Source organism: Bradyrhizobium sp. ORS 285 (genome assembly GCF_900176205.1).
GTDB lineage: Bacteria > Pseudomonadota > Alphaproteobacteria > Rhizobiales > Xanthobacteraceae > Bradyrhizobium.
In genome coordinates this window covers 922,561-947,427 of the sequence record NZ_LT859959.1, presented here as the reverse complement: position 1 = coordinate 947,427, position 24,867 = coordinate 922,561, and the positions used below count along the sequence as shown (strand labels likewise).

Genomic DNA, 24,867 nt, shown 5'->3' with positions numbered 1-24,867 from the left:
GGGTTATGGATCCCGGCTTTCGCCGGGATGACAGCGGAGGGTTACGGCCTGCGGTCTTCCAAGGTCGCGAAGCAGGCTGCTTACTGACGAGCGCGACAACTCATAACTGGAAATCTCATCCGCCAGCCGCCGCCGGGTGCTGCGCGGCCATTTCCACGTCCGCCGCGGTCACCCGCTGAAACGCCGGGCGCGACGTGATCCGCTCCGCATAACGCACGAACACGTCCCTGCGCGGGACGATGCCGAACATCATGGTCCAGTTCAGCGCGATGCCCCAGAGGATGTCGGCGGCGGTCAGGCGGTCGCCGAGAAGATAGGGGCCCTTGGCGAGCTGCTGCTCCAGGGCTGACAGCATGGTGTCGTAATCGGCGTAAGGCGACTGTGTGACGGGGGCGGGCTCGCGCTTCATGAAATGGTCGATCACCGCCGGCTCGAACGAGGAGCCGTAATAGGCGATCCAGCGCAGATAGGGCCCGCGCATGGGATCGTCGAGCGCCGGCGTCAGGCCAGCCTTGGGAAACAGATCAGCCAGATAGATGAAGATCGCGACCTGCTCGGTGACGATCTCTCCGCGATGGCCGACCGTCGGCACCTTGCCGAGCGGATTGATCGCGAGGAATTCCGGCTTGCGCTGCTCACCCGCCTTCATGTTGAGGACATGGAGATCATAGGGCGCGCCGAGCTCCTCGAGCAGGACGCGGGCGCCGGCGGCGCGGGTCTGCGGGGAATAATACAGCGTGATGGTGTCGTCGGCGGTCATGATGGCTCCTCCCATTGCCGGCTCTCGATGCCCAGGCTTGTCGCACAGCATACCTGACAATCCATGTCAGGTATGTTTTAACAGCGGCATGCGTGCGAGCCGGATGCTCTCCATCCTCACGACGTTGCAGGCCAGGGGTCAGGTCACGGCCCCCGAGCTTGCGGAGGCGTGCGAGGTTTCGGTGCGCACGATCTATCGCGACATCGACGCGCTCTCGGCCGCGGGCATCCCCGTTTATGCCGAGCGCGGCGCCGAGGGCGGCTTCCGCCTGCTCGACGGCTATCGCGTGCGGCTGAACGGGCTGTCGCCGGCCGAGACTGATGCACTGTTCATGGCCGGCCTGCCCGGCCCCGCCGCGGCGCTCGGCCTCGACGATGCGATGAGCGCGGCGCAGACCAAGCTGGTGGCGGCGCTGCCGCAGAACCTGCGCGCCAACGCGGGGCGGATGCAGGCGCGCTTCCACCTCGACGCGCCCGGCTGGTTCGGCGAATCCGAGGAGCCGCCGCATCTGCGCGCCATTGCGGACGCGCTGCTGCGCGAGGTCATGGTGGACATCCGCTATCAGACCTGGCGCGCCGAGAAGCGCCGCCGCGTCGCGCCGCTCGGTCTCGTGCTCAAGGGCGGCAGCTGGTATCTCGCCGCCGGGGTCGAGCGCAATGTGCGGACGTATCGAGTGGCGCGCATTCTCGACTGCACCGTGACGGACGAGAGCTTCGCGCGGCCAGGCGATTTCGATCTCGCCAGCTACTGGCGCGCCGCGACCGAGCGTCTCGAAGCGGAGATGCATCCGAACGCGGCGACGGTGCGGCTCTCACCGCTCGGCGTGAAGCTGCTGGAGGTGTGGAGCCAGCCTTACGTTCGCGCCCGCACGCGCCTCGCGGACGAGGTCGATGCCGATGGCTGGCGTATCGCGACCATCCCGACCGGGACGACGCTCTGGCACGCCGCCGGCGAGCTGCTGCGCTTCGGCCCGGAGGCCGAGGTGCTCGACCCACCGGAGCTGCGCGCGAAGATGGCCGAGCTGGCGAAGGCGATGGCTGAACGCTACTGCGCAGCTGAGACGAAGGTGTGAGTTGGCAGCCCTGCTCCATCCGCGTCATTGCGAGCGCAGCGAAGCAATCCAGGGGCGTGGGCGGGACTCTGGATTGCTTCGCTGCGCTCGCAATGACGGGGTGAGAGTGGTGTGCGCTCACATCCAGCCGGGGTGAGCGCGAGCGGCTGGCGTAAACACACGGCACGATTCGAACTACATCACCACCGGCGTGTCCGGCAGCTCGTTCGTCTCGCCGGCGTGCGGGGGATAATGCTTGGCGAGCTCGCGTGACACCGCGGCAATGCCCTGGGTCACGCCCTGCTCGAAGCGCCCCGCGCGGAACTCGGCCTCCATCGCCCGGCAGATCGTCTCCCACCCTTCTGCGCCGACGCGGTCGTGGATGCCGCGGTCGGCGATGATCTCGACGTCGCGGTCGGCGAGCAGCAGGTAGATCAGGACGCCATTGTTGTGGGCGGTGTCCCAGATGCGCAGCTGCGAGAACATGTCGAGCGCGCGCTCGCGCGGCGGCTGGTTGCGCCACAGCGGGCGGCCGTCGAGGGCGCCTTCGACGACGAAGCGCACCTGTCCCGCATGCGTGCGTTCGCCCGCCTTGATGGCCTGCTCGATGCGCGCCAGCACCTCCGGCGTGAAGATGCGCTTCAGCTGCCAGTGATGATGCAGGAGATGCCGGCCGATCCGTCTGATGCTCATCGCGTCCGCCTCACCAGCTGCCCGAGGCGCCGCCGCCGCCAAAACTGCCGCCGCCGCCGGAGAAGCTGCCGCTGTCGCTCGAACTGCTGCCGCTGCTCCAACCCGATGACGACGAGCCGGTCGACCAGCCGCCACGCCGGCCGCTGCCCGGTCCGGACATCGAGGCAAAACTGTCGGCGATGAAGGCGATGATGAAGCCGGCGATCGCCGACAAGGCAGCCAACCCGGCCGATCCGACCATCAGCCAGGCGATCGCGCCCATGGCGCCGCCGGTGGCCAGCGAGCCGATCAGGCGGCCGAGCAGCGTGCGCAGGATGCCGCCGATCACCAGCGCACCGAACAGCGCCACCGGCGCGAACGAGGTAATGGAATCGAAATCGACGTCGCCGTGCGAGGCCTGCGGCTGCGGCACCGGCAGCGGCTCGCCATTGATCACGCCGATGATACGATCGACACCGGCATCGATGCCACCGGCGAAATCACCTTGGCGGAACTTTGGCGTGATGACCTCGTCGATGATGCGGCGCGCGGTGACGTCGGTCAGGCTGCCCTCAAGGCCATAGCCGACCTCGATGCGCAGCTTGCGGTCACCCTTCGCGATCACCAGCAGCGCGCCGTCGTCGACCTTCTTGCGGCCGATCTTCCAGGCCTCGGCGACGCGGATCGAGAACTGCTCGATCGTCTCCGGCTGGGTCGTCGGCACGATCAGCACCGCGACCTGGCTGCCCTTGCGCGTCTCCAGGTCTTTCAGCTTCTGCGTCAGGCTGCCGATATCCGACGACGACAGCGTCCCGGTCTGGTCGACCACGCGGCCGGTGAGCTGCGGCACCGCGACGTCGGCCCACACCCACGTGGCGAGGCAGACGAAGAGCATCGCAAGCATCGCCTTGACCGCCGAGCGCGCGCGCACGGTTCAGCGCTCCGGCTACTTGGCGGGCGCAGGCGAAGGCGCGTTGAAGTCGACCTTGGGGGCGACCGAGATCTCGCGCTCGTTCTCGACGGTAAAGTTGGCCTTCTCCTTGTAGCCGAACATCATGGCCGTCAGGTTGTTGGGGAAGGTGCGGATGCCGACGTTATACTCCTGCACCGACTTGATGTAGCGGTTGCGCGCGACCGTAATGCGGTTCTCGGTGCCTTCGAGCTGGGACATCAAATCGCGGAACAGCGCATCCGATTTCAGCTGCGGATAGTTCTCGGTGACCACCAGGAGTCGCGACAGCGCGCCGGTCAGCTCGCTCTGCGCCGCCTGGAACTTCTGCAAGGCCGCGGGATCGTTGACCACATCGGGCGTTGCCTGGACGCTACCAACCTTGGCGCGGGCATTGGTGACGCCGAGCAGCACGTCCTTCTCCTGCTGCGCAAAGCCCTTCACGCTGTTGACGAGGTTGGGCACGAGATCGGCGCGGCGCTGATACTGGTTGACCACCTCGGACCAGGCCGCCTTGACCTGCTCGTCATTGGTCTGGATGGCGTTGTAGCCGCAATTGGTCAGGCTCAAGGTCATGAGCGCCGCCAGCACGGTCAGCAATCTCCGCATCGCAATCTCCCCCATCATCGGCTGGCCGCGCGGGGAACTTGGTCCGCGCGCGGCGTTGCCTTCGCCTGGGGTCAGATAGGCGACATCGCGGCAAATTGAAAGGCTGCCAGCGCTGCCGGCTGCGCCCGTCGCCTGCAAGCGCGAGGCAATCGCCTGCCGGGTCTCGCTCGACTCAGCGCGTGTAGGTGCTGCTGCGGCTGACGGTGCCGCCATACGGGCCGGTGGTGGTGCCGGTATGGGTGCAGGTGCCGCCCGAGCAGCTGGTCTGGCCGCTGTTGGTGACGACCCCGCCGCGCGGGCCGGTATAGGTGCCAGCATGGCTGCGGCTGCAGCTGCCGCCGGCACAGCCGCCCGAGGCGGAGGTCGACCACGTGCCGCCGCGCGGACCCATGCCGCCGCCGCTGCGGGTCCAGGCGTTGGCGCCCGAGGTGCCGAGAGCCATCACCATGGCGCTGATCGCGATGGCCGCGAATGAGGTCCGAACTGAAAGCATCTGTCTCTCCTGTTACATCACCAGCGCCTGACGGCGTGAGCAGAGCCTCGCTCGTGAAGTTTGCGGGCGGTTTGCAGGATCGGGCGGCGATGTAACGTTTTGTAACGGTGTCCTGGCCCGGGTTGCCCGGCGCAGCCCAGTGTTCTTAAAACCATCGCATGGACACGCGCCCCCATCTCCTGGTCATCGAGGACGACATCGAGATCCGCAGCCTGCTGCGCGACCATCTCGCGCGCGAGGGCTTTCGCGTCGACGTCGGCGACGGTGGGGCTGCGCTCGACCGCTTCCGCACCACGTTCGGCGATCCCGACCTCGTCGTGCTCGACATCATGCTGCCGGGCGAGGATGGGCTGTCGATCTGCCGCCGGCTGCGCGCCGCCTCACGGGTGCCGATCCTGATGCTGACGGCCAAGGGCGACGAGATCGATCGCATCGTCGGGCTCGAGATGGGCGCCGACGACTATCTGCCAAAGCCGTTCAGCCCGCGCGAGCTGGTGGCGCGCATCCGCGCCATCCTGCGCCGTGCCGAGCCGGCGCCGCTGGAGAACCGCCGCTTTCTCGTCAATGCCAGCCTCACGGTCGATCTCGACAAGCGCGAGATCGCGCATGCCGAGGATGGCCCGCTGCCACTGACGAGCGCGGAGTTCGAGCTGCTCGGCTGTTTCCTAACACGGCCCAACCGCGTGCTGTCGCGCGAGCAGCTGATGGACTGGACGCGCGGCCGGCAGGCCGATCCGCTCGACCGCACCATCGACGTGCAGGTGAGCCGGCTGCGCAAGAAGATCGAGCGCGACGGCGAGGACGACCTGATCAAGACAGTGCGCAGCGCCGGCTACATCTTCACCGGCTCCGTCAAAGAGCTCTGAGACGTGCTCGGGCGCCTCGGCTTCGCCGGCCGGCTGATGGCGATCGTGCTGTTCGCGCTGATCGCACTGTGGGCCGTCGGGCTCGGCTGGCTGTTTCTCAGTGAATCGCGCGAGGAGATTCTCAGGCGGCTGTTTCCGGTTCCCGAGCAGGTCGCCGCCATCGTCGAGCTGATCGAGGGCGCCGCGCCGGCCGAACGTCCGCTGATCCTCAAGGCCGTCAGCAGCGCGCGGCTCCGCGTCACGCTGACGCAGGAGCGCCCGGAGGCATCCGCCGAGACCATGCGCCGGCCGATCGCCGAGCAGTTCCTCACCTTGTATCTGCAATCGCTGCAGCCCCGCGACGTCATCGTGCTGCGGTCTCGCAATGGCCTGCCGCGCTGGCGCGACTGGCACATCGGCGATGTCTGGCGTAACGCCAATCGAACCGTGCGTTTTGCCGTGTCGCTGCGCGATCGCGACTACGTCGTGTTCGAGGCCAGCGGCGCCGCCGGTCCGCGCCTGTTCGGGCTGCCGCCGGGCTTCGGCGTCGGGCTGCTCGGCGCGCTGATCGGTATCGCCGCCGTCATCGCGATCGCCCGCGAGGCGCGGCCGCTGCGCCAGCTCAGCAAGTCAGTGGGACAGTTCAGCAGCGACGCGACTGCGGTGCCGGTCAAGCCGGCCGGCGCACCTGAAATCCGCAACCTGATATCAGCCGTCAACGACATGCAGACCCGCATCTCCGAGCTGGTGCGCGGCCGCACATTGCTGCTCGGCGCGGTGTCGCATGATCTCAAGACCTACATCACCCGGCTGCGATTGCGCATCGAGCGCCTGCCCGAACAGGAGCAGCGCGACAAGGCGGCCGCCGACCTCGACGAGATGACCCGGCTGCTCGAGGATGCATTGGCCGTCTCGCGCGGTGGCTTTGCCGCCATCCAGCGCCGGCCGGTCGATCTCATGGCCATGCTGACGGAGATCGTGGACGACCGGCGGCAGAGCGGCGCTGGGATCAGCGCCGAGCTCGGCCGCGCGCCGCTGACCGTGCTCGGCGAGCCGACCGCGTTGCGGCGGCTGTTCATCAACCTGATCGAGAACGCACTGCGCTTCGCCACGCGCTGCACTGTGCGGGTGCTGCCGGACAAGGCGGTCGTGATCGCCATCGACGACGATGGCCCCGGCATTCCGCCCGATGCGCGCAATGCCGTGTTCGAGCCGTTCTTCCGATTGGAGAACTCCCGCAGCCGCAGCACCGGCGGCAGCGGGCTGGGACTCGCCATCGTCAAGCAGATCGCCGACGCGCATGGAGCCAGCATCGATCTATCGACCTCGCCGGAAGGCGGACTGCGGGTGCGCGTCGCGTTTCCGCACGCCGGCTGAGAAGTGAGGCGAACTCTCAATTGAGCCGATCTCCGCCGGCACGGGCGCTACAAACCTCTCCCCGCTCTTTGCGGGGAGAGGTCGGATTGCGCAGCAATCCGGGTGAGGGGCATGGCACAAGCGGAGCCCAGCTCGCGGTCGATCGGACGGGCACGATGAGGGCGCATCCATGAAAGATAGTTCGAGTGATTAGACTGCGGAGCAAATCAAGATTCGGTTCATTGTCAACAGCGGCACCACCCGTGCCGCTGCCCCTCACCCCGACCCTCTCCCCGTGAAGAACGGGGAGAGGGAGCGCACCGAGGTTGCGGGCGCGGAACGCCGATTTAAAGCTATCTGAGTTGGAGCACCGCGCGATCGCTGCCGGCACGACCGGTGCAACCTCTCCCCGCCCTTCTGCGGGGAGAGGTCGGATTGCGTAGCAATCCGGGTGAGGGGCATAGCACATACGAAGCGACGACAGCAGTCCGTCGGACGGGCAAGACGAATGCACACCAACAAAAAAGCAGCTCACTATTAGCCCGAGATCTAGCTCAGTACATCAGCAGCACCACCCGTGCCGGTGCCCCTCACCCCGACCCTCTCCCCGTAAGAACGGGGAGAGGGGGCGCACCGCCGCTGGGGCTCCGCTCCGAAAGTATCAGCTTCCCTTCCTGTCGCGCAGCTGGGTCACGAACATGTCCTGCCAGCTCGCCGGCTTGACCTTGATCGAGCCGACGCCGTGCATGAACTCGGCGATCTTGAGCACCCCCTCCGGCGTGGCGGAGAACCAGGTGTCCTTGTCCTGCAGCATCTCCAACACCTCCTCCTTGGTGGTCTTCACCTTGGCGGTGCGGGCGTAGATCTCGGCGGCGGCGGCCTTGTCGTTGGCGATGAGCGTACAAGCTTCGTCGAGCGCGTCGAGGAAGGCCTGCACGACCTTCGGGTTGGCGTCGACGAAACGCTTCGGCGCGAACACCACGTCCATGGTGAGGCGTCCGAGCACGTCGGCTGAATTGGCCACGCGATGGATCTTGGAATCCTTCAGCTCGATATAGGAGAACGGCGGCGAAGTGAAATGCGCCGTGATCTCGGTCTTGCCAGAGGTCAGCGCCGCGACCGCTTCCGGATGCGGCAGGCCGACGGTCATCGGATCGAGCTTGGCGTAGTTCTCACGGCCGAACTCGTGCGCCGCCATCATCTGCAGCATCACCGCCGACAGCGAGGTCTTGATTCCCGGCAGCGCGATCTTGTCGCTCGGCTTGAAATCCTTCAGCGACTTGATCTCGGGATTGTTGCTGTTCATCCACAGCGAGGTCGACGAGAGACCGCTGACGCCGACCACTTCCACCGCCGGAATGCCCTTGGCCTTGGCCCACAGCGTGATGAAGCCGGGCGCGCCGGTGCCGGCGATGTCGAGCGAGCCGGCCATCATCGCATCGTTGATGATGTTGCCGCCGTCGAGCAGCTGCCAGCTCACCTTGAACGGACCGAGGCCTGCCTTCTCGGCCTGCTTCTCCATCAGCTTCTGATCCTCCATCACGATCAGCGGCAGATAGAGGATGCCGTAGCCCTTTGAGAGCCTGATCTCCTTGACCTCGGCCTGCGCGGCGGTGCTGCCGAGCAGCATGGCGAGGCCGAACGCGGCGGCGGTGAGTGATTTGCTCCAGGACATTGTGGTCTCCCTTCCCTTGTTGTTCTGCTTATAGCCGATCAGTGCTGCATGCCCCAGCGCCGCACCGTCCTGCGCTCGATGGTGGCGAACACGACGTTCTCGATCACGAGGCCGATGATGATCACGGTGAACAGGCCGGCGAACACATTCGCCGTCTCCAGCTGGTTGCGGTTCTCGAAGATGAACCAGCCGAGGCCGCCGGACCCGGAGGACACGCCGAACACCAGCTCGGCCGCGATCAAGGTGCGCCAGGCGAAGGCCCAGCCGACTTTCAGGCCGGTCAGGATCGCCGGAAAGGCCGCCGGGATCAGGATGAAGCGCACCAGCTTCAGCCCGCGCAGGCCGTAGTTGAGGCCGACCATGCGCAGGGTGTTCGACACCGAGCGGAAGCCGGAATGGGTGTTGAGCGCGATCGCCCACAGCACCGAATGCACCAGCACGAAGATGATGCTGCCCTTGCCGAGTCCGAACCAGATCAAGGCCAGCGGCAGCAGCGCGATCGCCGGCAGCGGGTTGAACATTGAGGTCAGCGCCTCCAGCAGGTCGGCGCCGATCCGCGAGCCGATCGCGATCGTGGTCAGCACGGCCGCGAGCGCGATGCCGACGCCGTAGCCGATCAACAGCGTCTCCAGCGACACCAGGGTGCGCGCCGGGATCACGCCATTGGCGATGTTCTCGAAGAAGGCAGAGAGCGTGTCGGTGAAGGTCGGAAACAGCAGGGGATTGCCGAGCCACACGCCGTAGGCCTGCCACAGCGCGGCCAGTGCGACGAGGATGATGGCCTTGCGGACCGCACCGAAGCGGTAGATGCGTTCCAGCCAGGACAGGCTCGCCTCGACCTTGACGTCGCCGAGGGGCGTCTCCGCATTGACGATTTCGGGGCGCAGGGTCAGCGTCTCGCTCATGATCTCTCTCCCGTCGCTTTAGTGATGGCCGAACAGCATGTCGTTGATGCGCCCTTCGAGCGCGACCTGCTCGGGCGAGCCCATCGTGCCCGGCGGCACGCTGTTGAGCTCGGCGCGCACGCGGCCGGGATGCGGAGACAGCAGCAGGATGCGGGAGCCGATCTTGATCGCCTCCTCGATCGAATGCGTCACGAACAACACGGTGAAGCGGGTGTCCTGCCAGAGCTGCAGCAGTTCGTCCTGCATCTTGCGCCGGGTCAGCGCATCCAGCGCCGCGAACGGCTCGTCCATCAAGAGCACGTCCGGCTCCATCGCCATGCCCCTCGCGATCGCAACGCGCTGCTTCATGCCGCCGGACAGCATATGCGGATAGGAATCGATGAACTTGGTCAGGCCGACCTTGTCGATATAGGACTTGGCGCGCTCCTGCGCCTCATCAGCGCCGAGCCGGCCGCTCGCGGTCAGCGCGAACACGACGTTCTCGCGCACCGTCTTCCACGGCAGCAGCTGGTCGAATTCCTGGAACACCATCATGCGGTCCGGGCCAGGCTCGGTGACCTCATGGCCCTTGAGCCGGATGCGGCCCTCGGTCGGCTTCAGATAGCCGCCGATCGCCTTGAGCAGGGTGGACTTGCCGCAGCCGGAGGGTCCGAGCAGCACGAAGCGGTCGGAATCGAACACCTTGAAATCGACGCGATAGGTCGCGGTGACCAGCGTGTCCGGCGTCTTGTACTGGAGCGTCACGCCCTCGACGGAGAGCAGCGGATCGAACTGGGATGGTGTCTGATGGACGGTCATGCGTCCTCCCCTCCTGATGTTGCAGCGCGAAATTTCGCTTGGTGCACTTCGGCGCCCTTATGCGAAGTGATAGAGGAGGAGACTGACGCGAACCTGACTCCGGGACTGAGACCAAGACCTTGCGCATCCTGCTGGTGGAAGACACGCCCGAGATCGGCGCCGCCGTGACCAGCCGGTTCGAGCGGATCGGCTACGCCGTGGACTGGGAGAAGGACGGCCGCACCGCGAGCGAGCTGATCGAGGTGCAGACCTATGATCTCATCGTGCTCGACGTGATGCTGCCGAACATGGACGGCTTTGCCGTGCTCAAGCATCTGCGCAAGCGCGGCCTGCGCACGCCGGTGCTGGTGCTGACCGCGCGCTCGGCGGTCGACGACCGCATCGGCGCGCTCGACCTCGGCGCCGACGACTATCTCATCAAGCCGTTCGATTATCGCGAGCTGGAGGCACGCGCCCGCGCCCTGCTCCGCCGCGCCGCCGGCCAATCCGACAATCTGTTGACCCTGGGGCCGCTGGTGATCGACCGCGCTGGCCGAACCGCAAGCGTCGCCGGCCAGCCGCTCGACCTGACGCGCCGCGAGCTCACCGTGCTGGAGATCCTCGCTGCACGCCCCGGGCGCTACGTCGCCAAGGACGAACTTGTCGAGCAGTTGTTCAGCTTCGACCAGGACCCGAGCCCGAACGCCGTCGAGCAGTTCATCGCGCGTCTCAGACGCAAGCTGGCGGCGACGTCCGTCGAAATCAAGACCGAGCGCGGCCTTGGCTATCAGCTCCACGCTTCTTGACCTGAGGACGTCGCTGCGCGCGCGGCTGCTGATCGCGATCGGCGCGATCCTGGCTGCAGGTGCTGTCGTGCTGAGCCTTGCCGCCTGGCAATACGCGGCCACGGCCGCGCGCGACGCCTATGACAAGCTGCTCGCTGGCGGCGCCGTGCAGGTCGCGGAGAACATCTACATGCAGGGCGGCGTGGTCACGCTCGACCCGCCGGCGGCGGCGTTCGCGACCTTGTCGGCCTATGATCTCGTGTTCTATCGCGTCACCGACCCGCGTGGCGTGGTCATTGCCGGCTATGACGATCTGACGATCCAGGCGCCCAAGAGCGCGTTGCGCGAGGGCGTGGTGCTGCGCGATGGCGTCTACCGCGACCAGCCGGTGCGCGTCGCCGCGGTGGCGCGCCGGCTCGACGGCGCCCCCGGCGACGGCTGGAGCGAAATCGTGCTGGCGCAGACTCTGCGCGCGCGTGATGCGCTGACCTGGGACCTGGCGTCGAAAGCCATCGGCCTGATCGCGGCCATGAGCCTGCTCGCGCTGGTCGCGACTGCCCTGTGCCTGCGGCTGGTGTTCGCGCCGCTGACGCGGATCGAGGCCGAGATCGTCAAGCGCCGGCCGGACGATCTCAGCCCGATCGCGATCACCCCGCCGCGCGAGGTCCGCGCCCTGGTCGGCGCCATCGACGACTTCATGCAGCGCCTGGCCGAGCGCATCACGCTGATGCAACGCTTCATCGCCGATGCGACTCATCAGTTGCGCACACCGCTGGCCGCGATCGATGCTGAGGTCGAGCTGCTGAGCGACCAGACCGGGGACGGCAAGACGCTCGACCGGCTGCGTGGCCGCATCTCCGACCTCGCCCGCCTCACCAGCCAGTTGCTCGATCACGCGATGATCCAGCACCGCGCCCAGGCGCCGCGGTTCGCTGCGACCGACATCAACGCGCTGGCGAAGTCCGTGCTGTCGCAGAGCGTGCCGCTGTCGCTCGACCGCGAGGTCTCTGTCAGCTTCGTGGAATCGGACGACGATGTGGTCGTCGCGGCAGATGCCATCAGCCTGCGTGAGGCGCTCGCCAATCTCATCCACAACGCGCTGACGCATGGGGCGAAGACGCGGCTAATGGTGAAGGTGGAGCGGACAGCGGAGAGTGTCGCGATCGTCGTCTGGGATGATGGGCCGGGCATTGCGGCAGACGACCAGACGGGACTGCTGGTGCCGTTCCAGAAGGGCGACGACTCGCATGGATCGGGGCTTGGGCTTGCGATCGCTGTGGAGGTCGCGGAGGCGCATGGCGGCCGCTTACGCTTCAACGGTGGAGCAGGTGATTTCAGCGTGAGGCTAGAGCTGCCGAGCAGCGACAGCGTAGCTGATCCGTCCCCTATCAGACCCAAGTGAAGAAACGTCGAGATGAGACTCGAGCTGCCGCTCCGAAGCCGGTGAGCTCCCCTCCCCCTTGCGGGGAGGGGTCGGGGGTGGGGGTCCCCGAATGACGCTGAATATGAGGAAAATAGATCATCAGCGTAGCTGATGCAGTCCAACTTTCGCACTCGATCAATCCGCGAGCGCGGCGAGATTCGTGGTGCGCTCAACTACGTTCAGCGCCCGGAGACCCCCACCCCCGACCCCTCCCCGCAAGGGGGAGGGGGGCGCAGCGTGCTTGCGGTGAGGGCTTGGATCCAATGGGCGCTGATAGGAGCCTCTGCACTCCAGACTTACGCCGCCGCCTTCTTCGCCTTTGCATCCCGGATCGCCGCCCACACCTTTTCCGGCGTTAGCGGCGTCTGCAGATTGGTGATGCCCAGTTCGAACAGCGCATCCATGACGCCGTTCGTGACGCAGGGCGGGCCGCCGATGGCGCCGGATTCGCCACAGCCCTTCGCGCCGAGCGGGTTGGTCTTGCAGGGGGCGGAATCGTCGAGCGTGACCGCGATCGGCGGCACGTCGTCGGCGCGCGGGATGCAGTAGTCCTGATAGGTCGCGGTCAGCAGCTGGCCGTCGGCATCGTAGGCGACGTTCTCGTACAGCGCCTGGCCGATGCCCTGGGCGACGCCGCCATGGATCTGGCCGGCCACCAGCATCGGGTTCACCGCGACGCCGACGTCATCCACCGTGGTGTAGCGCACGACGCGGCTGATGCCGGTGTCCGGATCGATCTCGACCTCGCAGATATGCGTGCCGTTCGGCCAGCTCGGGCCATCGACCTCGCCCTCGCTGTCGACCGACAGCTTGGCGCCCTGCTCCTTTCCGGCAATGTCGAACAGGCTGATACGGCGGTCGGTGCCGACGACCGTGAGGACGCCGTCGCGATATTCGATGTCCTCGACAGCGGTCTCCAAGAGGTTCGACGCCTTCTCGCGCGCCTTGGTGATCAGATCGTTCGACGACACCGCGACCGCCGTGCCGCCGACGAACAGCGAGCGCGAGCCGACGCTGCCGAAGCCGGTGGCGAGATCGGTGTCGCCCTGCACGACGTCGATCTTGTCGAGCGGGATGCCGAGCGTGTCGGAGATCATCTGCGTGTAGGTGGTCTGCAGCCCCTGCCCCATCGCCATCGTGCCGGAATGCAGGATGACGCGGCCCTCGGACGTCGCGTGCAGCGACACCTTCTCGGTGTGGGCGCGGCCGCCGGTCCATTCGATGTAGGAGGTGAGGCCGCGCCCATAGAGCATGCCGCGCTTCTTGGCTTCGCGCTTGCGCGCGTTGAAGCCGTCCCAGTCGGCGAGCTTGGCGGCGCGCTCCAGCATGTGGGCGAAGGCGCCGGAATCATACACCTGGCCGACGGCGTTGGTGTAGGGCAGCTGCGCCGGCTTGATGTAGTTGGCTTTCCGGATGGTGCGCGGATCGATGCCGATCTGGCGCGCGGCGGTGTCGAACAGCCGCTCGACGATGAACACGGCCTCGGGACGCCCGGCGCCGCGATAGGCACCAACCGGCGCGGTGTGCGTCATCACGGTCTTGATCTCGAAATGCACCAGCGGCAAGTCGTAGACGCCGGTCTGCACGAACGGCCCGAGCACCAGCGGAATGATGTTGGCGGCGCCGGACGAATAGGCGCCGGTGGCGCCGATCGAGCGCACGCGATAAGCCAGCACCTTGCCCTTGGCGTCCAGCGCGAACTCGGCCGTCGAGGTGAGGTCGCGGCCATGCGTGCCGCCGACGAACTCATCCGTGCGCTCGGCGCGCCAGCGGATCTTCTTGGCGAGCTTGGTCGCGGCGTAGGCGACGATGCCGTCCTCCGGATAGAGGTTGGTCTTCTGGCCGAAGCCACCGCCGATGTCGCCGACCAGCACGCGCACGCTCTCCTTCGGCCGCTTCAGCACGGCGTCGGCGAGCACGTCGCGGGTCGAGGCCGGGGTCTGCGACTGCACGTACAACAAGAGGCGGTCGGTCTTCTTCTCGATCTCCGCAATGGTCGAGCGCGGCTCCATCGCCGAGGGCACCAGGCGCTGGCTGCTGATGTCGAGCGACACCTTGTGGGGCGCGCTGGCAAAAGCCTCCTCGACCTTGGCGGCATCGCCATAGCTCATCGCAGCCACGATGTTGTCGGGCGCCTCGGCCCAGACCACCGGGGCGCCGGGCTCGATCGCCTTGACCGGATCGGTCACTGCCGGCAGCACCTCGTAGTCGACGACGATCGCTTCAGCCGCTTCCTGCGCGATCGTCCGCGACGTCGCGACGACGGCGGCCACGGCCTCGCCGGTGTAGCGCACGACCTCATGGGCGAGGAGCCGGCGCGGCGGCACCGTCATCGGCTTGCCGTCGGGACGCTTGAAGATCGCCAGCGTGGGGATGGAGCCGATGTCATCGGCCACGAGATCCGCGCCGGTGTAGACCGCCTGCACGCCGGCGACGTCGCGGGCCGCCATAGTGTCGATCGACAGGATCTTGGCATGCGCATGCGGCGAGCGCAGGACGTAGAGCCACAGCGCGCCGTCGTCCGGCTTGTCGTCGATGAACTGCCCCTTCCCGGTCAGCAGCCGCTGATCCTCGAGCCGCTTGACGGGCTGGCCCGCACCGAACCGCATGTTGTTGGGAAGAATGTTCATTCGAGAATCCTTGGCCAGTTCAATGTAATTGCATGGGGTTTTAGCGGATTTGCCGCCCGACACAACCACCGCCGTGATGCTGCGGGGTCCTCGCAAATGAGGATCCCAGCTTGAGTTCGGCTCTCTCCACACCGTCATGGCCGGGCTCGTCCCGGCCATCCACGTCGTTCGACATGCGCGGAAGGACGTGGATGCCCGGGACAAGCCAGGGCATGACGACGTGAACGAAGACGGGCAAAAACGCGTACCGAAGTCTCTTCAAACCCGCCTGACGCCGAGGACACGGCGTATGGATCCGGGCTCAGCCCTTCCGGCTGCCCCGGAATGACGTGGGGAGGGAGCGGAGCACCAAACGGCTCACCCCAGGCTGTGCAGCACCTCTTCGACGACCTTGCGCTGCTCTGATGTCAGCGCGGCCTGCGGCGGCACGGGGTCGCCGACGTCATAGCCCTGGATCGACAGGCCCGCCTTGATGCAGGCGGCGAGGTTGAAGCGGGCGAAGGCCTCGTTGACGCGCCACAGCTTCCGCTGCAGCATCATCGCATCGTCCCAGCACGACGCCTTGCACAGATTGTAGAGCTCGACGCTCTGCCGCGGGATGATGCAGGCGGGCCCGGCCATCCAGCCATGGCCGCCGATCATCATCACAGCCGCCGGAATATGCGACGACGCCGCGAACACCTTGATGGCGTCGCCGCAGCGATTGATGATCGACAGCAGGCGCCCGGTATTGGTCGAGGCATCCTTGATGTAGTTGATGCGCGGATGCTCGGCCAACCGGGCGATCACATCCAGCGAGAGGTCGGAGCGCTGGAATTGCGGGTTGGTGTAGATCACGACGGGAATGCCGACGGCATCGGCGATGGCGCGGAAATAGGCTTCCACGCCGGCATCGCTGACCGGGAAATACGCCTCGAGCACGGCCAGAATGCCGTCAGCGCCACGCTTCTCATAGGCCCTCGCCTGCGCCACGGCGTCGGCGATCGCCGTCGAGGCCACGCCGGCGATGACGGGAACACGGCCCCGCGCAGCATCGATGGTCGTCTCGACGACCGTCATGCGCTGGGCGCGGTCGAGATAGGCGAACTCGCCGGTCGAACCGAGCGGCGTCAGCCCATGCACACCGGCATGAATCAGGTCATCGCAGAGCTTGCCGAGTACTCCGGTCCTGATCGTGCCATCGGCGTCGATTGGCGAGGCGAGGTAGGGAAAGACACCATGAAAATCAGCCATCTCATCGGTATAGCGGCGCGGCGGCCGGCTCCGCAAGCAGGCAGCCTGACCGCGAGCGTCTCGGCCGACGAGAATGACGGAAGACGGGGCGGCCGGGCTGCTGGAGCATGAAAGATCGTTGGCCGATCCTCTCGTTAAACGGAGCTTCAAACTTTCTGTTCACCATACGGCAGGCCGACGCGGCGGGGCGACAAGACAGTCGCGATACAATCGAAGATTGCGTTGTTCGTCGTGAGTAAGGGCAGGAAAATGGTTCCAAAGGCGGCAGAAATGGCTACGGACTTCGCCATTTTCAGTCATTTTTCCGCCGAATTAGACGGCTATTGTGCCAAGTGGAAAGAGTTAGTTCGAGTGCTCCAGCGTAAATTCGCCGTAGGAATTTCGATCGGAGACGAGGGAAGCCTGCAGCGAGTGCGACCATGAAGACGCTTTACGATTTACTCGGAGCTCTTCCGGACGATGACGCTGAGGACATCCGGGCCGCCTTCCGCAAGGCTGTCAAAGAGAGTCATCCGGACATCAATCCCGGAGATCCCGACGCCGCGCTGCGGTTTCGCCAGATCATTCGCGCCAACGACATCCTCGGCGACAAGGAGCAGCGCACGGCCTATGACCGCCTGCTCGGCGCCGCGCAGGACGAGCATCGGCAGGATACCAAGATCGCCGTCGCCGCCAAGGTGCACAAGGTTGCCTCCGGCGTGATGGCGCTGGCCGGCGCTTCCGCCGTGGCGCTGACCGGCTATCTGCTGTTCACGCATATGTCGGCGGCGTCCGTGGCGCCGCTCAAGCCGATCGTGGTCGCGACCAACAAGGTGAAGCCGACCGAGGTGCCTGCCAATCCGATCGAGAGCGCGCCCGCCGCGACGACGGTCGGCGAAGCGGCTCCGGCCGCCGCCAGCGACACAGCGGCCCCCGTCACCAAGGCCAGTGCGGCAGCCGAGCCGCTGCCGCTGCGGGTGAGCAAGGTCGACGCGGTCTATTCGGCCGAGCAGGACAGTCCCGCCTGCGGCCAGGCTGCGCCCTGCCCGTCAGAGACCACGCAGCCCGGCGGCACGGCGTCGAACGAGGCCCGCGCGCTTCATGAACGCGGCATGACATCGTTCCAGAAGGGTGATCTCGCCGCCGCGCTCACCGATCTCGACGCGGCGATCCAGCTCGATCCGCGCTATCAGGAAGCCTATATCGACCGCGGCATCGTGTTCTATCGCATGCGCAAGTTCGACCGCGCCTTCGCCGATGTCGCCGCCGCCAAGCGGATCGACAAGACGAACCGGGCGGTGCTGGATGCGATGGCCAAGCGCCAGCCGCTGCGGCCGTTGAAGCTCGAGCCGCCCAAGGTCGAGGCCAAAAACGACGCCAAGATCGACGCCAAGATCGAGACGAAACCCGAGGCCCCGAAAGTGGCCACTGCAGCCCCGCTGCCGGCGCGGCTGTCGACGGCGACCCCGGTCTACGCCACGAGCGATCCCAGCCGAGCGCCATGAGCGATTTGATGAGCGGCTCATCAGCGCTTCATCAGAGGTTCTTGCGCGATTGACGAAGATTTAAGGTAACCGCGAAGCTCCGTCGCGCGAATCGCCTGCGCCCATCAACTGTTAGGAAAGGTGTCCCATGGTGGTGCCATGGGACAGGGGCTGCTTTCCAGATTCATCCATCCGAACCCGGCGATCCGGCGCGAGCTGGTCGATCTCCTGTACACGTCCTTGCCGCAGGTCATGTCGATCAACGCGGCGGCGATCACCGGATCGGTCACGCTCGCCGTCCTCACTCGCGACCCCGGCTACATCGCGATCGCCTGCGCGATCATCGTCAATGCCATCGGCCGGGTCGTGAGCCTGCTGCGCTACAAGCAGCATGCGAGCCGCCTGTCCGACCGCGACGTGATCCTGTGGGAGAAGGTCTATGCCGCTGGCGCGACTGCCTTCGGCCTCGCGCTCGGCGCCCTCACCTTCCGGGCCTTCCAACTGAATGACGCGCCGGGCGCGTGGATCGCGTTCGGCCTGTCGATGTCCTATTGCGTCGGCATGGTCTCGCGCGCAGCGATCCGCCCCTGGGTCGTGCTGACGGCCACGGCCGTGCTGTTTGCGCCCACGCTGGTCGCGGGTTTGATGCGCCCCGAGCTGCCCTATCAGCTCGGCGCCGCCATGCTGGTACTGTTCTGGTTCTCGATCCGCGAAGCGTCGCGCCATCTCAGCACCGCCTTCATCGAGCGGCTCGAGTCCAAGCACGCACTGGCGCGCCAGGCCAACCACGATTTTCTGACCGGGCTGCCGAACCGCGCGGCGTTCCTCGCGGCGCTGGAAGGCAGCGTGGGCAGCATCGCGATCATCGCCATCGATCTCGACGGCTTCAAGCCGGTCAACGACCGACACGGCCATCACACCGGAGACGACCTGCTGCGTCAGGTTGCAGGACGCCTGGCGATCTGCGCCGGCCCGGACGGCATGGCCGCGCGTTTTGGCGGCGACGAGTTCATGCTGCTCAAGCCGGTGGCTGGCGGCGCGCAGGCCCGCGACGAGGCGCTGGCGCTGGCGCGCGACGCCGTCCGATCATTGTCGATGCCATTCCTGCTGTCCGACATTCCCGTCATCATCGGTGCGAGCGCGGGTCTGCTCGTCAATGACCGATCGCTGGACGAGGCGGCGGTGGATGAGTTGCTGCGTCAGGTCGACGGCGCCCTCTATGCCGCCAAGCGCGCCGGAGGCGGTTGCTGCACCTGGGCTGATACTGCGGATCACGCGTTTCAGCAGACAGGCTGAATGCCCCCTCCGCTTGCGCGATCTCACACGATCACGCCGCGCAGCAACGCATCGATCTCCGCCTCATCGAGTTCGCCGTCGCGTCCGATCAGCACGAGTTGCGCGGTCAGACCGTCGGGCGGCGCCACCGGCGATGGCGCCAAGGTGCCGCGCGTCGCCACTGACTGGAACAGGATCGGCTGCGTCGGATGCTCGGTGAACTGCAGCACGCCTTTGATGCGCAGGGTGCGCGGCGCGAGCTGACGGATCACCTCCTGAAAGCGGGCCAGCGACAGCGGCGCCTGCGAGGTCCAGGTGACCGTCGCGAAGGGCTGCGACATCGTCGGCAGCTGCCGTGGCAGCTCACGTGGCGCGCCGATCTCGCGGCTGAACAGCAGGTCCGGCGCGACGACGCCTCGCGCGATCTCGAAGATCGCGGATGGCGGCTTGAGGCGGCCGACGATGGCGCGCGCCTGATCCAGCGTGGCGCGATCGAGCAGGTCCGCTTTCGTCAGCAGCACGAAGTCGGCAGCGCGCAGCTGTGAGCGCCACAGCGCCTCCTCAGCGATCCCGGGATCATCGTGCAGCCGCTGCGGATCGACCAGGGTCACCACCGTTTCGAGCGGCGCGACCTTGAAGATCACGGGGTCCATCAGGTTGCGGATGATCTCGGTGGGATCGGAGATGCCCGAGGTCTCGATGGCAATCGCATCCGGCGCCGGGTCGCGCTTGATCACGGATGAGAGCGTGCGCAAGAGGTCGCCCTGCAGCGAGCAGCAGATGCAGCCGTTCTTCAGGCTGATCACCTCCTCGGTGACCGTGCCGAGCAGCTGCGCGTCGATGTCGACCGCGCCGAAATCATTGACGACGGCCGCGATGCGCCGTCCGCCCGGATTGGCGAGCAGATAATTCAGCAACGTCGTCTTGCCGGCGCCGAGCGCGCCGGCGACCAGCAGGACGGGGACGATCACGACAGCACGGGCCGGCGCACGGCGCGTCCCGGCCTCGCGTCGCGGACGAGATCGCCATTGGCGATCACGGCCTGGCCGTTGACGAGCAGATGCCTGACGCCTTCGGAGGCCCGGTTCATGTTGAGGAAGTCGGCGCGATCACGCAGACCAGCGAGATCGAGCACGGCGATATCGGCATCGCAGCCGGCCTGCAGCCGCCCCTTCCTACGCATCGCAGGCGTCGAGGTCTCCAGGATCTGCGCCGGGATCAGCGTGCACTTGGCGATGCCGTCCATCAGCGACACCGTCTTGCGATCCAGCACCCATTCGCGCAGGAACTTGGTGAAGGTAGCCGACGAGCGCGGATGCGACACCGCATCGTCAGGCAGCGGCCAGGCGTCGCCGGTGTAGTCCGTGCCGTTGGAGAGAATCCACGGCATCGCGTCGGAGGCGATCGCGCCACCCGGGAACAGCACGGACACGTCGAGCAGATCGCGGTGACGCTGGTTGACGGCGACGTCGAGGAAGTGGATCAGCACCAGCGCGCCGGGATCTTCCTGCTGCCGCGCCAACAACTCGTCGCGGCTGCCGAGACGATGGCGTTCGGCCACCATCTCGATCGCGTCATAGCCGGTGCCCATGCGCTGGCAGAAGGCAGGATCGGCGAAGAAGCCGGCGCCGACGACGGTCGAACCGGTGCCGTAGGGATAGGCCTCCGTCGTGACCTTCAGGCCCTGCTTCTGCGCGGTCTGCACCAGCTCGGCGCAGCGCTCGACGTCCTGCAGGCTGGTGCTGTTGAAATGGCAGATGTGCATGTGCGCGCCGGTCGAGCCGGCCAGGCCGATCAGCCTGACATAGGCGTCGACCGAGCTGCGCGGGTCGACGTTCGACATGTAGGCGATGTGCGTGTAGGTCGGCACGTCCTGCCTGGCGGCGAGGCTGCACAGCTCCGACAGCTCCTTCATGCCGGTGCCCGGCGCATAGGCGTTCGGGAAGGCGATGCCGAGGCCGCCCTGCTCCAGGCCCTGTTTGGTACGCTCGACGATCTCGGCGGTCTCGGCAGGGGTCGCGACCTCCTCCACCCAGCGCTTGTCGCGCGTCGCCTCGCCCATTCCGGCGATGGTCGAGGCGGTCTGCTGCGTTGTCATCGTCGCGATGCGCGCGAACACCCAGCCGGCGGCTGCGCCGTAGTTCAGCGTGCGCCCGATCGCTGCCTGCTCATCATACCAGCGCGCCACCGGCATCACGCCAATCTCGAGCTCCAGCGTCGTGGTGACGCCGTCGAATGCCTGCATGCGGTCGGCCGGCAAGGACTGGCCGTGTGCGTGCAGATCGATGAAGCCGGGCACGACGGCAAGGCCGGTTGCATCGATCACCCGATCGGCAGCAGCGCCGACATCGCCCACGGCGGCGATTGCGCCATCCGTGATGGCGACGTCAGCCGTCGTGTCGAGGTTGGTTTCCGGGTCGAGCACACGACCGCCGCGAATGATCAGATCATAGTGAGGCATGAAATCAGCAGGGCCCGCCAAGTGGAACTGCACGAGGCCTAACACAGATGCGCGGCGATGAGAACGTGGCGGGAGAGATCGATGCGCTCCGAGCCATGCGTGGCGCGCGCACTTATCAGTTGGTGATGACGGCATGCTCTTTCCCCGGCGGCGGCAATCGGCCAGGATCGCCGGCCATGACCGCGCATTCGCGGTTCGACCGAGGAGACCCTGCATGGCTTCGTCCAGTCAGCGCATCGCCCAGTTCACCTGCGAGAAGCAGCCTGCAACGGGCTCGCGCGGCATGGTGGTGACCAACCATCCGCTCGCATCGAGCGCCGGCGCCGAGATGCTGATGCGCGACGGCAACGCGATCGACGCCGCCATCGCGGCGCTGTTTGCGCTCACCGTGGTCGAGCCGATGATGGTCGGCATTCTCGGCGGCGGGCTGTCGCACATCCGCCTGGCCGACGGGCGCCACATCGTGCTCGACGGCTTGAGCACCGCGCCGCTGCGGGCGACAGCCGACATATATGATCCGGTGTCGGACGAGATCGCGCTGGCGCGCGAGACGCGTGATCGGCGCAATGTCGTCGGGGCTCTAGCGGTCGCCGTGCCCGGCGCGCTGAAGGGCTGGTGCGAGGCGCTGGCGCGCTTCGGCCGGCGGCCGCTCGCCGAGGTGATGGCGCCCGCGATCCGGCTCGCCGAGCACGGCTTCATCGCGAGCCCCTATCTCACCGACTGCGTGCGGCAGGTCGCGGACGACCTCGCCCGCGATCTGCATTTGTCCGCGCTGTTCCTGCCCGGCGGCGAGCCGGTCAAGGCCGGCATGCGCGTGATCCAGACCGACTACGCGGCGACGCTGCGGCTGATCGCCGAGCACGGACCGGATGCGCTCTATGGCGGCCCGCTCGGCGACGCCCTCGCCAACTACATGGCCGGCCATGGCGGGCTGATCGATGCGGCCGACCTCCGCGCCTACCGCGTGATCGAACGGGAGCCCATTCGCGGCACCTATCGCGGCATCGAAATTCTCGGGCCGCCGCCGCCCTCCTCCTCCGGCGTGCACATCGTGCAGATGCTCAACATCCTCGAAGGCTTCGATGTCGCATCACTCGGCTTCGGCTCCGTCGATGGGGCGCATCTGCTCGCCGAAGCCCTGAAGATCGCCTTTGCCGATCGGGCGGTCGCGACGGCTGATCCGGCCTTCGTCGACGTTCCGATCGAGCGTCTGACATCCAAGGCTTATGCCGCCGAGCGTCGTGCGCAGATCGACATGGCCAGGGCCAGGAGCTTCGGTCCGGGGCTTTCGCCAACGGAATCGGCGAACACGACGCACGTCACCGTGGCCGATGCCGAGGGCAACGTCGTGGCCGCGACGCAGACCATCAACGGCCTGTTCGGCGCTTGCGTGCAGATCCCGGGCACCGGCATGACCGCCAACAACTACATGTACAATTTCGACCCGCATCCCGGCCGCGCGCTATCGATCGCACCTGGCAAGCGCGTCTTCACCTCGATGGCGCCGATGATGGCGCTGCGTGACGGCAAGCTGCGCTATGCGCTCGGCCTGCCCGGTGGGCTGCGCATCTTCCCCTCGGCGTTCCAGGCGTTGGTCAACCTGATCGACCATGGCATGTCCTTGCAGGAAGCGGTGGAGGCGCCGCGGCTGTGGACCCAGGGCGGCGTGCTCGAGTTCGAGCCGGCGTTTCCCGATGATGTCACAAACGCGCTCGCCGCGCGCGGCCACGAGATCAAGCGCGAGCCGGTCGTCGCCGGCGGCATGAAAGCCATCGCGTTCGGCGACGACGGCACGATGACAGGCGCCGCGTGCTGGCGCGCCGATGGCACTCCGATCGCGATCTCCGGCGGGCGTGCCCGCGCCGGGCTGCGCTTCGCGATCGCCTGAGGCTTAGGCGGTCTTCCGCATCATTCGCGCGATCGCCTCGCCGATCACCACCGTGGTGAAATGCGTGTTGGCGCGGCAGTCGGACGGCATGATCGAGGCGTCGGCGACGCGCAGGCCGGCAATGCCCTTCACCGTGCCGTCCGGATTGACGACGCCATCAGCATCGCCGAAGCCGGTCATGCGGCAGGTGCCCGCGGCATGCTGGATGTCGCCCGTGATCTGGCGCAGCAGCGCATCGAGCTCGGCATCGGGCAGCGCGGCCGCCTCCGGCAACTTGAGCTGGGTATCACCCAGCCGGATCCAATCCGCGATGCCTTGCAGCGCCGGCTGCACGGTGATCACCGCCAGCCGCTTCACCGCATCGCGCATCCGCGCGATGTCTCTGATATCGGCGAGCATGTTCTCCTCCACGATCGGATCGACGGTCGGATCGGTCGAGGCCAGCTTCAAGCTCCCGCGCGAGAACGCGTTGAACAGGCCGGCGCCGATGGCGCCGGGCACGCCGATGCCGCGATGGTTGAACGCGATCAGGATCATGTCGCGCTTGCCGCCCTCGGCGAGACCCGACGAATAGGTCACGCAGCAATTGGTATGGCGCGTGTCGCGATCGGTCGGACGCAGCTCGTCGCGCAACCCGATCGTGGTGCGGAACAGCGGATGATCGAAGAAGTGCCGGCCGACGGGGAGATCGCGCACGACCTTGACGCCCATCGCCTGGAGATCCCCAGCAGGGCCGATGCCGGAGCGCAGCAGGATCGCCGGACTGTGGATCGCGCCGGCGCACAGCACGATCTCGCGCGCTGCGATCTCCTTGATGCCCTCGCCTTCGACATGGACGCGCACGCCGGTGGCCCTGAGATCACTGATCAGCAGCCGATCGACCAGCGCCCGGCCGCGGATCTCCAGGTTGGCGCGGCCCCGCGCCGGCTCGAGATAGCCCTCGTTGGTGGAGATGCGGCGGCCGTTGCGGCTGTTGATCGGATAGCAGGCGACGCCCTCGCCGTCGGGCCCGTTGAGATCGTCGCACCAGCGGTAGCCGCTCGCCAGCGCCGCATCGCGCAAGGCCTGATCGATCGGTCCCCATTGCTCCGGCGGCGCACGATACACCGGCAGCGGCCCGCCGCGCCCATGTCCCTCCTGATCACCGAAGACGAGATCATCCTCGATCACCGCGAACAGCGGCATGATCTCCCTGGCGGACCATCCCGTGCAGCCATTGGCAGCCCATTCGTCGAACGCATCCGCCACGCCGCGGATCGCGATCTGGCCGTTCATCATCGAGCTGCCGCCGAGCCCCTTGCCGCGCCAGTAGAAGCGCATCTCCTGCCCCGCCACGCGGCGCGACATCAGCTGCGGCCACTGCCATTTCTCCTGGAACGCACGGTCATGGATGATCGGGATCGGATTGGGCGTCGCGATCTCCCAGGGCACGTCGGCCGCACGCCAATCGGCGCCGGCCTCGAGCAGCAGCACCCGCCGGTCGCGATCCTCGGACAGGCGCGCCGCAACGGCCGCGCCCGCCGAGCCGCCGCCGACCACAATGACGTCATACATCGATTGAATTCCCAGAGCTCACGTTCGTCGCAATCACGGGCCGCAGCTTGCGCCAGCGACGGC

21 protein-coding genes are annotated in these 24,867 nt (G+C 66.9%); 8 read left to right on the top strand and 13 right to left on the bottom strand.

What is annotated here, in order from left to right:
- Positions 1-115 precede the first annotated feature (115 nt).
- Complete coding sequence (locus BRAD285_RS04150; RefSeq protein WP_006609374.1) at positions 116-760, bottom strand: glutathione S-transferase family protein; 645 nt, start codon at positions 758-760, stop codon at positions 116-118.
- Between the two features lie 88 nt (positions 761-848).
- Between BRAD285_RS04150 and BRAD285_RS04145 the strand changes: the two genes are divergently transcribed.
- Entirely contained in the window at positions 849-1,832 is a 984-nt protein-coding gene (locus BRAD285_RS04145; RefSeq protein ID WP_006609375.1) for a YafY family protein, read from the top strand.
- Positions 1,833-2,006: 174 nt separating this feature from the next.
- Here BRAD285_RS04145 and BRAD285_RS04140 read toward each other — a convergent pair whose 3' ends face one another.
- From BRAD285_RS04140 to BRAD285_RS04125, 4 genes are all read right to left on the bottom strand, one after another.
- A complete protein-coding gene (locus BRAD285_RS04140) occupies positions 2,007-2,504 on the bottom strand; it encodes a TPM domain-containing protein (RefSeq protein WP_006609376.1) in 498 nt (165 codons plus the stop codon).
- Positions 2,505-2,514: 10 nt separating this feature from the next.
- Positions 2,515-3,414, bottom strand: a complete 900-nt coding sequence (locus BRAD285_RS04135; protein ID WP_006609377.1) for a YgcG family protein — start codon at positions 3,412-3,414, stop codon at positions 2,515-2,517.
- A gap of 15 nt (positions 3,415-3,429) precedes the next feature.
- On the bottom strand, positions 3,430-4,041 hold the full coding sequence (locus tag BRAD285_RS04130; protein ID WP_009028768.1) for a LemA family protein: 612 nt from the start codon (positions 4,039-4,041) through the stop codon (positions 3,430-3,432).
- Positions 4,042-4,213: 172 nt separating this feature from the next.
- A complete protein-coding gene (locus BRAD285_RS04125; protein ID WP_006609379.1) occupies positions 4,214-4,483 on the bottom strand; it encodes a hypothetical protein in 270 nt (89 codons plus the stop codon).
- A 209-nt stretch (positions 4,484-4,692) separates the two neighbouring features.
- Between BRAD285_RS04125 and BRAD285_RS04120 the strand changes: the two genes are divergently transcribed.
- The gene (locus BRAD285_RS04120) at positions 4,693-5,400 is read left to right on the top strand and encodes a response regulator (protein WP_006609380.1); all 708 of its coding nucleotides are present in this window, start codon (positions 4,693-4,695) and stop codon (positions 5,398-5,400) included.
- Positions 5,401-5,403: 3 nt separating this feature from the next.
- Positions 5,404-6,756, top strand: a complete 1,353-nt coding sequence (locus BRAD285_RS04115) for a cell wall metabolism sensor histidine kinase WalK (protein ID WP_006609381.1) — start codon at positions 5,404-5,406, stop codon at positions 6,754-6,756.
- 640 nt (positions 6,757-7,396) lie between these two features.
- Here BRAD285_RS04115 and BRAD285_RS04110 read toward each other — a convergent pair.
- Genes BRAD285_RS04110 through BRAD285_RS04100 form a run of 3 tightly spaced genes read right to left on the bottom strand, consistent with a single transcriptional unit; the run spans position 7,397 to position 10,113 of the window.
- On the bottom strand, positions 7,397-8,410 hold the full coding sequence (locus tag BRAD285_RS04110; RefSeq protein ID WP_006609382.1) for an ABC transporter substrate-binding protein: 1,014 nt from the start codon (positions 8,408-8,410) through the stop codon (positions 7,397-7,399).
- A 38-nt stretch (positions 8,411-8,448) separates the two neighbouring features.
- Positions 8,449-9,315, bottom strand: coding sequence for an ABC transporter permease (locus BRAD285_RS04105; protein WP_006609383.1), 867 nt, complete (start codon positions 9,313-9,315; stop codon positions 8,449-8,451).
- Between the two features lie 18 nt (positions 9,316-9,333).
- Positions 9,334-10,113 (bottom strand): ABC transporter ATP-binding protein, encoded by a 780-nt coding sequence (locus tag BRAD285_RS04100; RefSeq protein WP_006609384.1) that lies wholly within the window; start codon positions 10,111-10,113, stop codon positions 9,334-9,336.
- Between the two features lie 119 nt (positions 10,114-10,232).
- Here BRAD285_RS04100 and BRAD285_RS04095 point away from each other — a divergent pair, with 119 nt between their 5' ends.
- Together BRAD285_RS04095 and BRAD285_RS04090 are read left to right on the top strand one after the other, a co-directional pair.
- Positions 10,233-10,898: a response regulator transcription factor gene (locus BRAD285_RS04095; RefSeq protein ID WP_006609385.1), complete on the top strand. Its 666-nt coding sequence runs from the start codon at positions 10,233-10,235 to the stop codon at positions 10,896-10,898.
- Positions 10,873-12,279: a sensor histidine kinase gene (locus tag BRAD285_RS04090; RefSeq protein WP_006609386.1), complete on the top strand. Its 1,407-nt coding sequence runs from the start codon at positions 10,873-10,875 to the stop codon at positions 12,277-12,279. The genes BRAD285_RS04095 and BRAD285_RS04090 overlap by 26 nt, the downstream gene beginning before the upstream one ends.
- Positions 12,280-12,596: 317 nt before the next feature.
- Here BRAD285_RS04090 and BRAD285_RS04085 read toward each other — a convergent pair whose 3' ends face one another.
- Positions 12,597-14,930 carry a xanthine dehydrogenase family protein molybdopterin-binding subunit gene (locus BRAD285_RS04085; protein WP_006611646.1) on the bottom strand — a complete coding sequence of 778 codons (2,334 nt, stop codon included), beginning with the start codon at positions 14,928-14,930 and terminating at the stop codon, positions 12,597-12,599.
- Positions 14,931-15,287: 357 nt separating this feature from the next.
- Positions 15,288-16,163 (bottom strand): dihydrodipicolinate synthase family protein, encoded by an 876-nt coding sequence (locus tag BRAD285_RS04075; RefSeq protein WP_035646140.1) that lies wholly within the window; start codon positions 16,161-16,163, stop codon positions 15,288-15,290.
- Positions 16,164-16,582: 419 nt separating this feature from the next.
- Between BRAD285_RS04075 and BRAD285_RS04070 the strand changes: the two genes are divergently transcribed.
- Both BRAD285_RS04070 and BRAD285_RS04065 read left to right on the top strand, forming a co-directional pair.
- The gene (locus BRAD285_RS04070; RefSeq protein WP_006611648.1) at positions 16,583-17,647 is read left to right on the top strand and encodes a J domain-containing protein; all 1,065 of its coding nucleotides are present in this window, start codon (positions 16,583-16,585) and stop codon (positions 17,645-17,647) included.
- A 138-nt stretch (positions 17,648-17,785) separates the two neighbouring features.
- Entirely contained in the window at positions 17,786-18,922 is a 1,137-nt protein-coding gene (locus BRAD285_RS04065; protein ID WP_035646123.1) for a GGDEF domain-containing protein, read from the top strand.
- Positions 18,923-18,945: 23 nt separating this feature from the next.
- Here the strand turns inward: BRAD285_RS04065 and BRAD285_RS04060 are convergent, their stop codons facing one another.
- On the bottom strand, positions 18,946-19,872 hold the full coding sequence (locus BRAD285_RS04060) for a GTP-binding protein (protein WP_006611650.1): 927 nt from the start codon (positions 19,870-19,872) through the stop codon (positions 18,946-18,948).
- On the bottom strand, positions 19,869-21,362 hold the full coding sequence (locus BRAD285_RS04055) for an amidohydrolase family protein (RefSeq protein WP_006611651.1): 1,494 nt from the start codon (positions 21,360-21,362) through the stop codon (positions 19,869-19,871). The genes BRAD285_RS04060 and BRAD285_RS04055 overlap by 4 nt, the downstream gene beginning before the upstream one ends.
- 214 nt (positions 21,363-21,576) lie before the next feature.
- On the opposite strand from BRAD285_RS04055, the gene ggt reads away from it, so the two are divergent.
- Positions 21,577-23,250: a gamma-glutamyltransferase gene (gene ggt, locus BRAD285_RS04050; protein ID WP_006611652.1), complete on the top strand. Its 1,674-nt coding sequence runs from the start codon at positions 21,577-21,579 to the stop codon at positions 23,248-23,250.
- 3 nt (positions 23,251-23,253) lie between these two features.
- Here ggt and BRAD285_RS04045 read toward each other — a convergent pair whose 3' ends face one another.
- Positions 23,254-24,804, bottom strand: a complete 1,551-nt coding sequence (locus BRAD285_RS04045; protein WP_006611653.1) for a GMC family oxidoreductase — start codon at positions 24,802-24,804, stop codon at positions 23,254-23,256.
- Between the last annotated feature and the right edge of the window lie 63 nt (positions 24,805-24,867).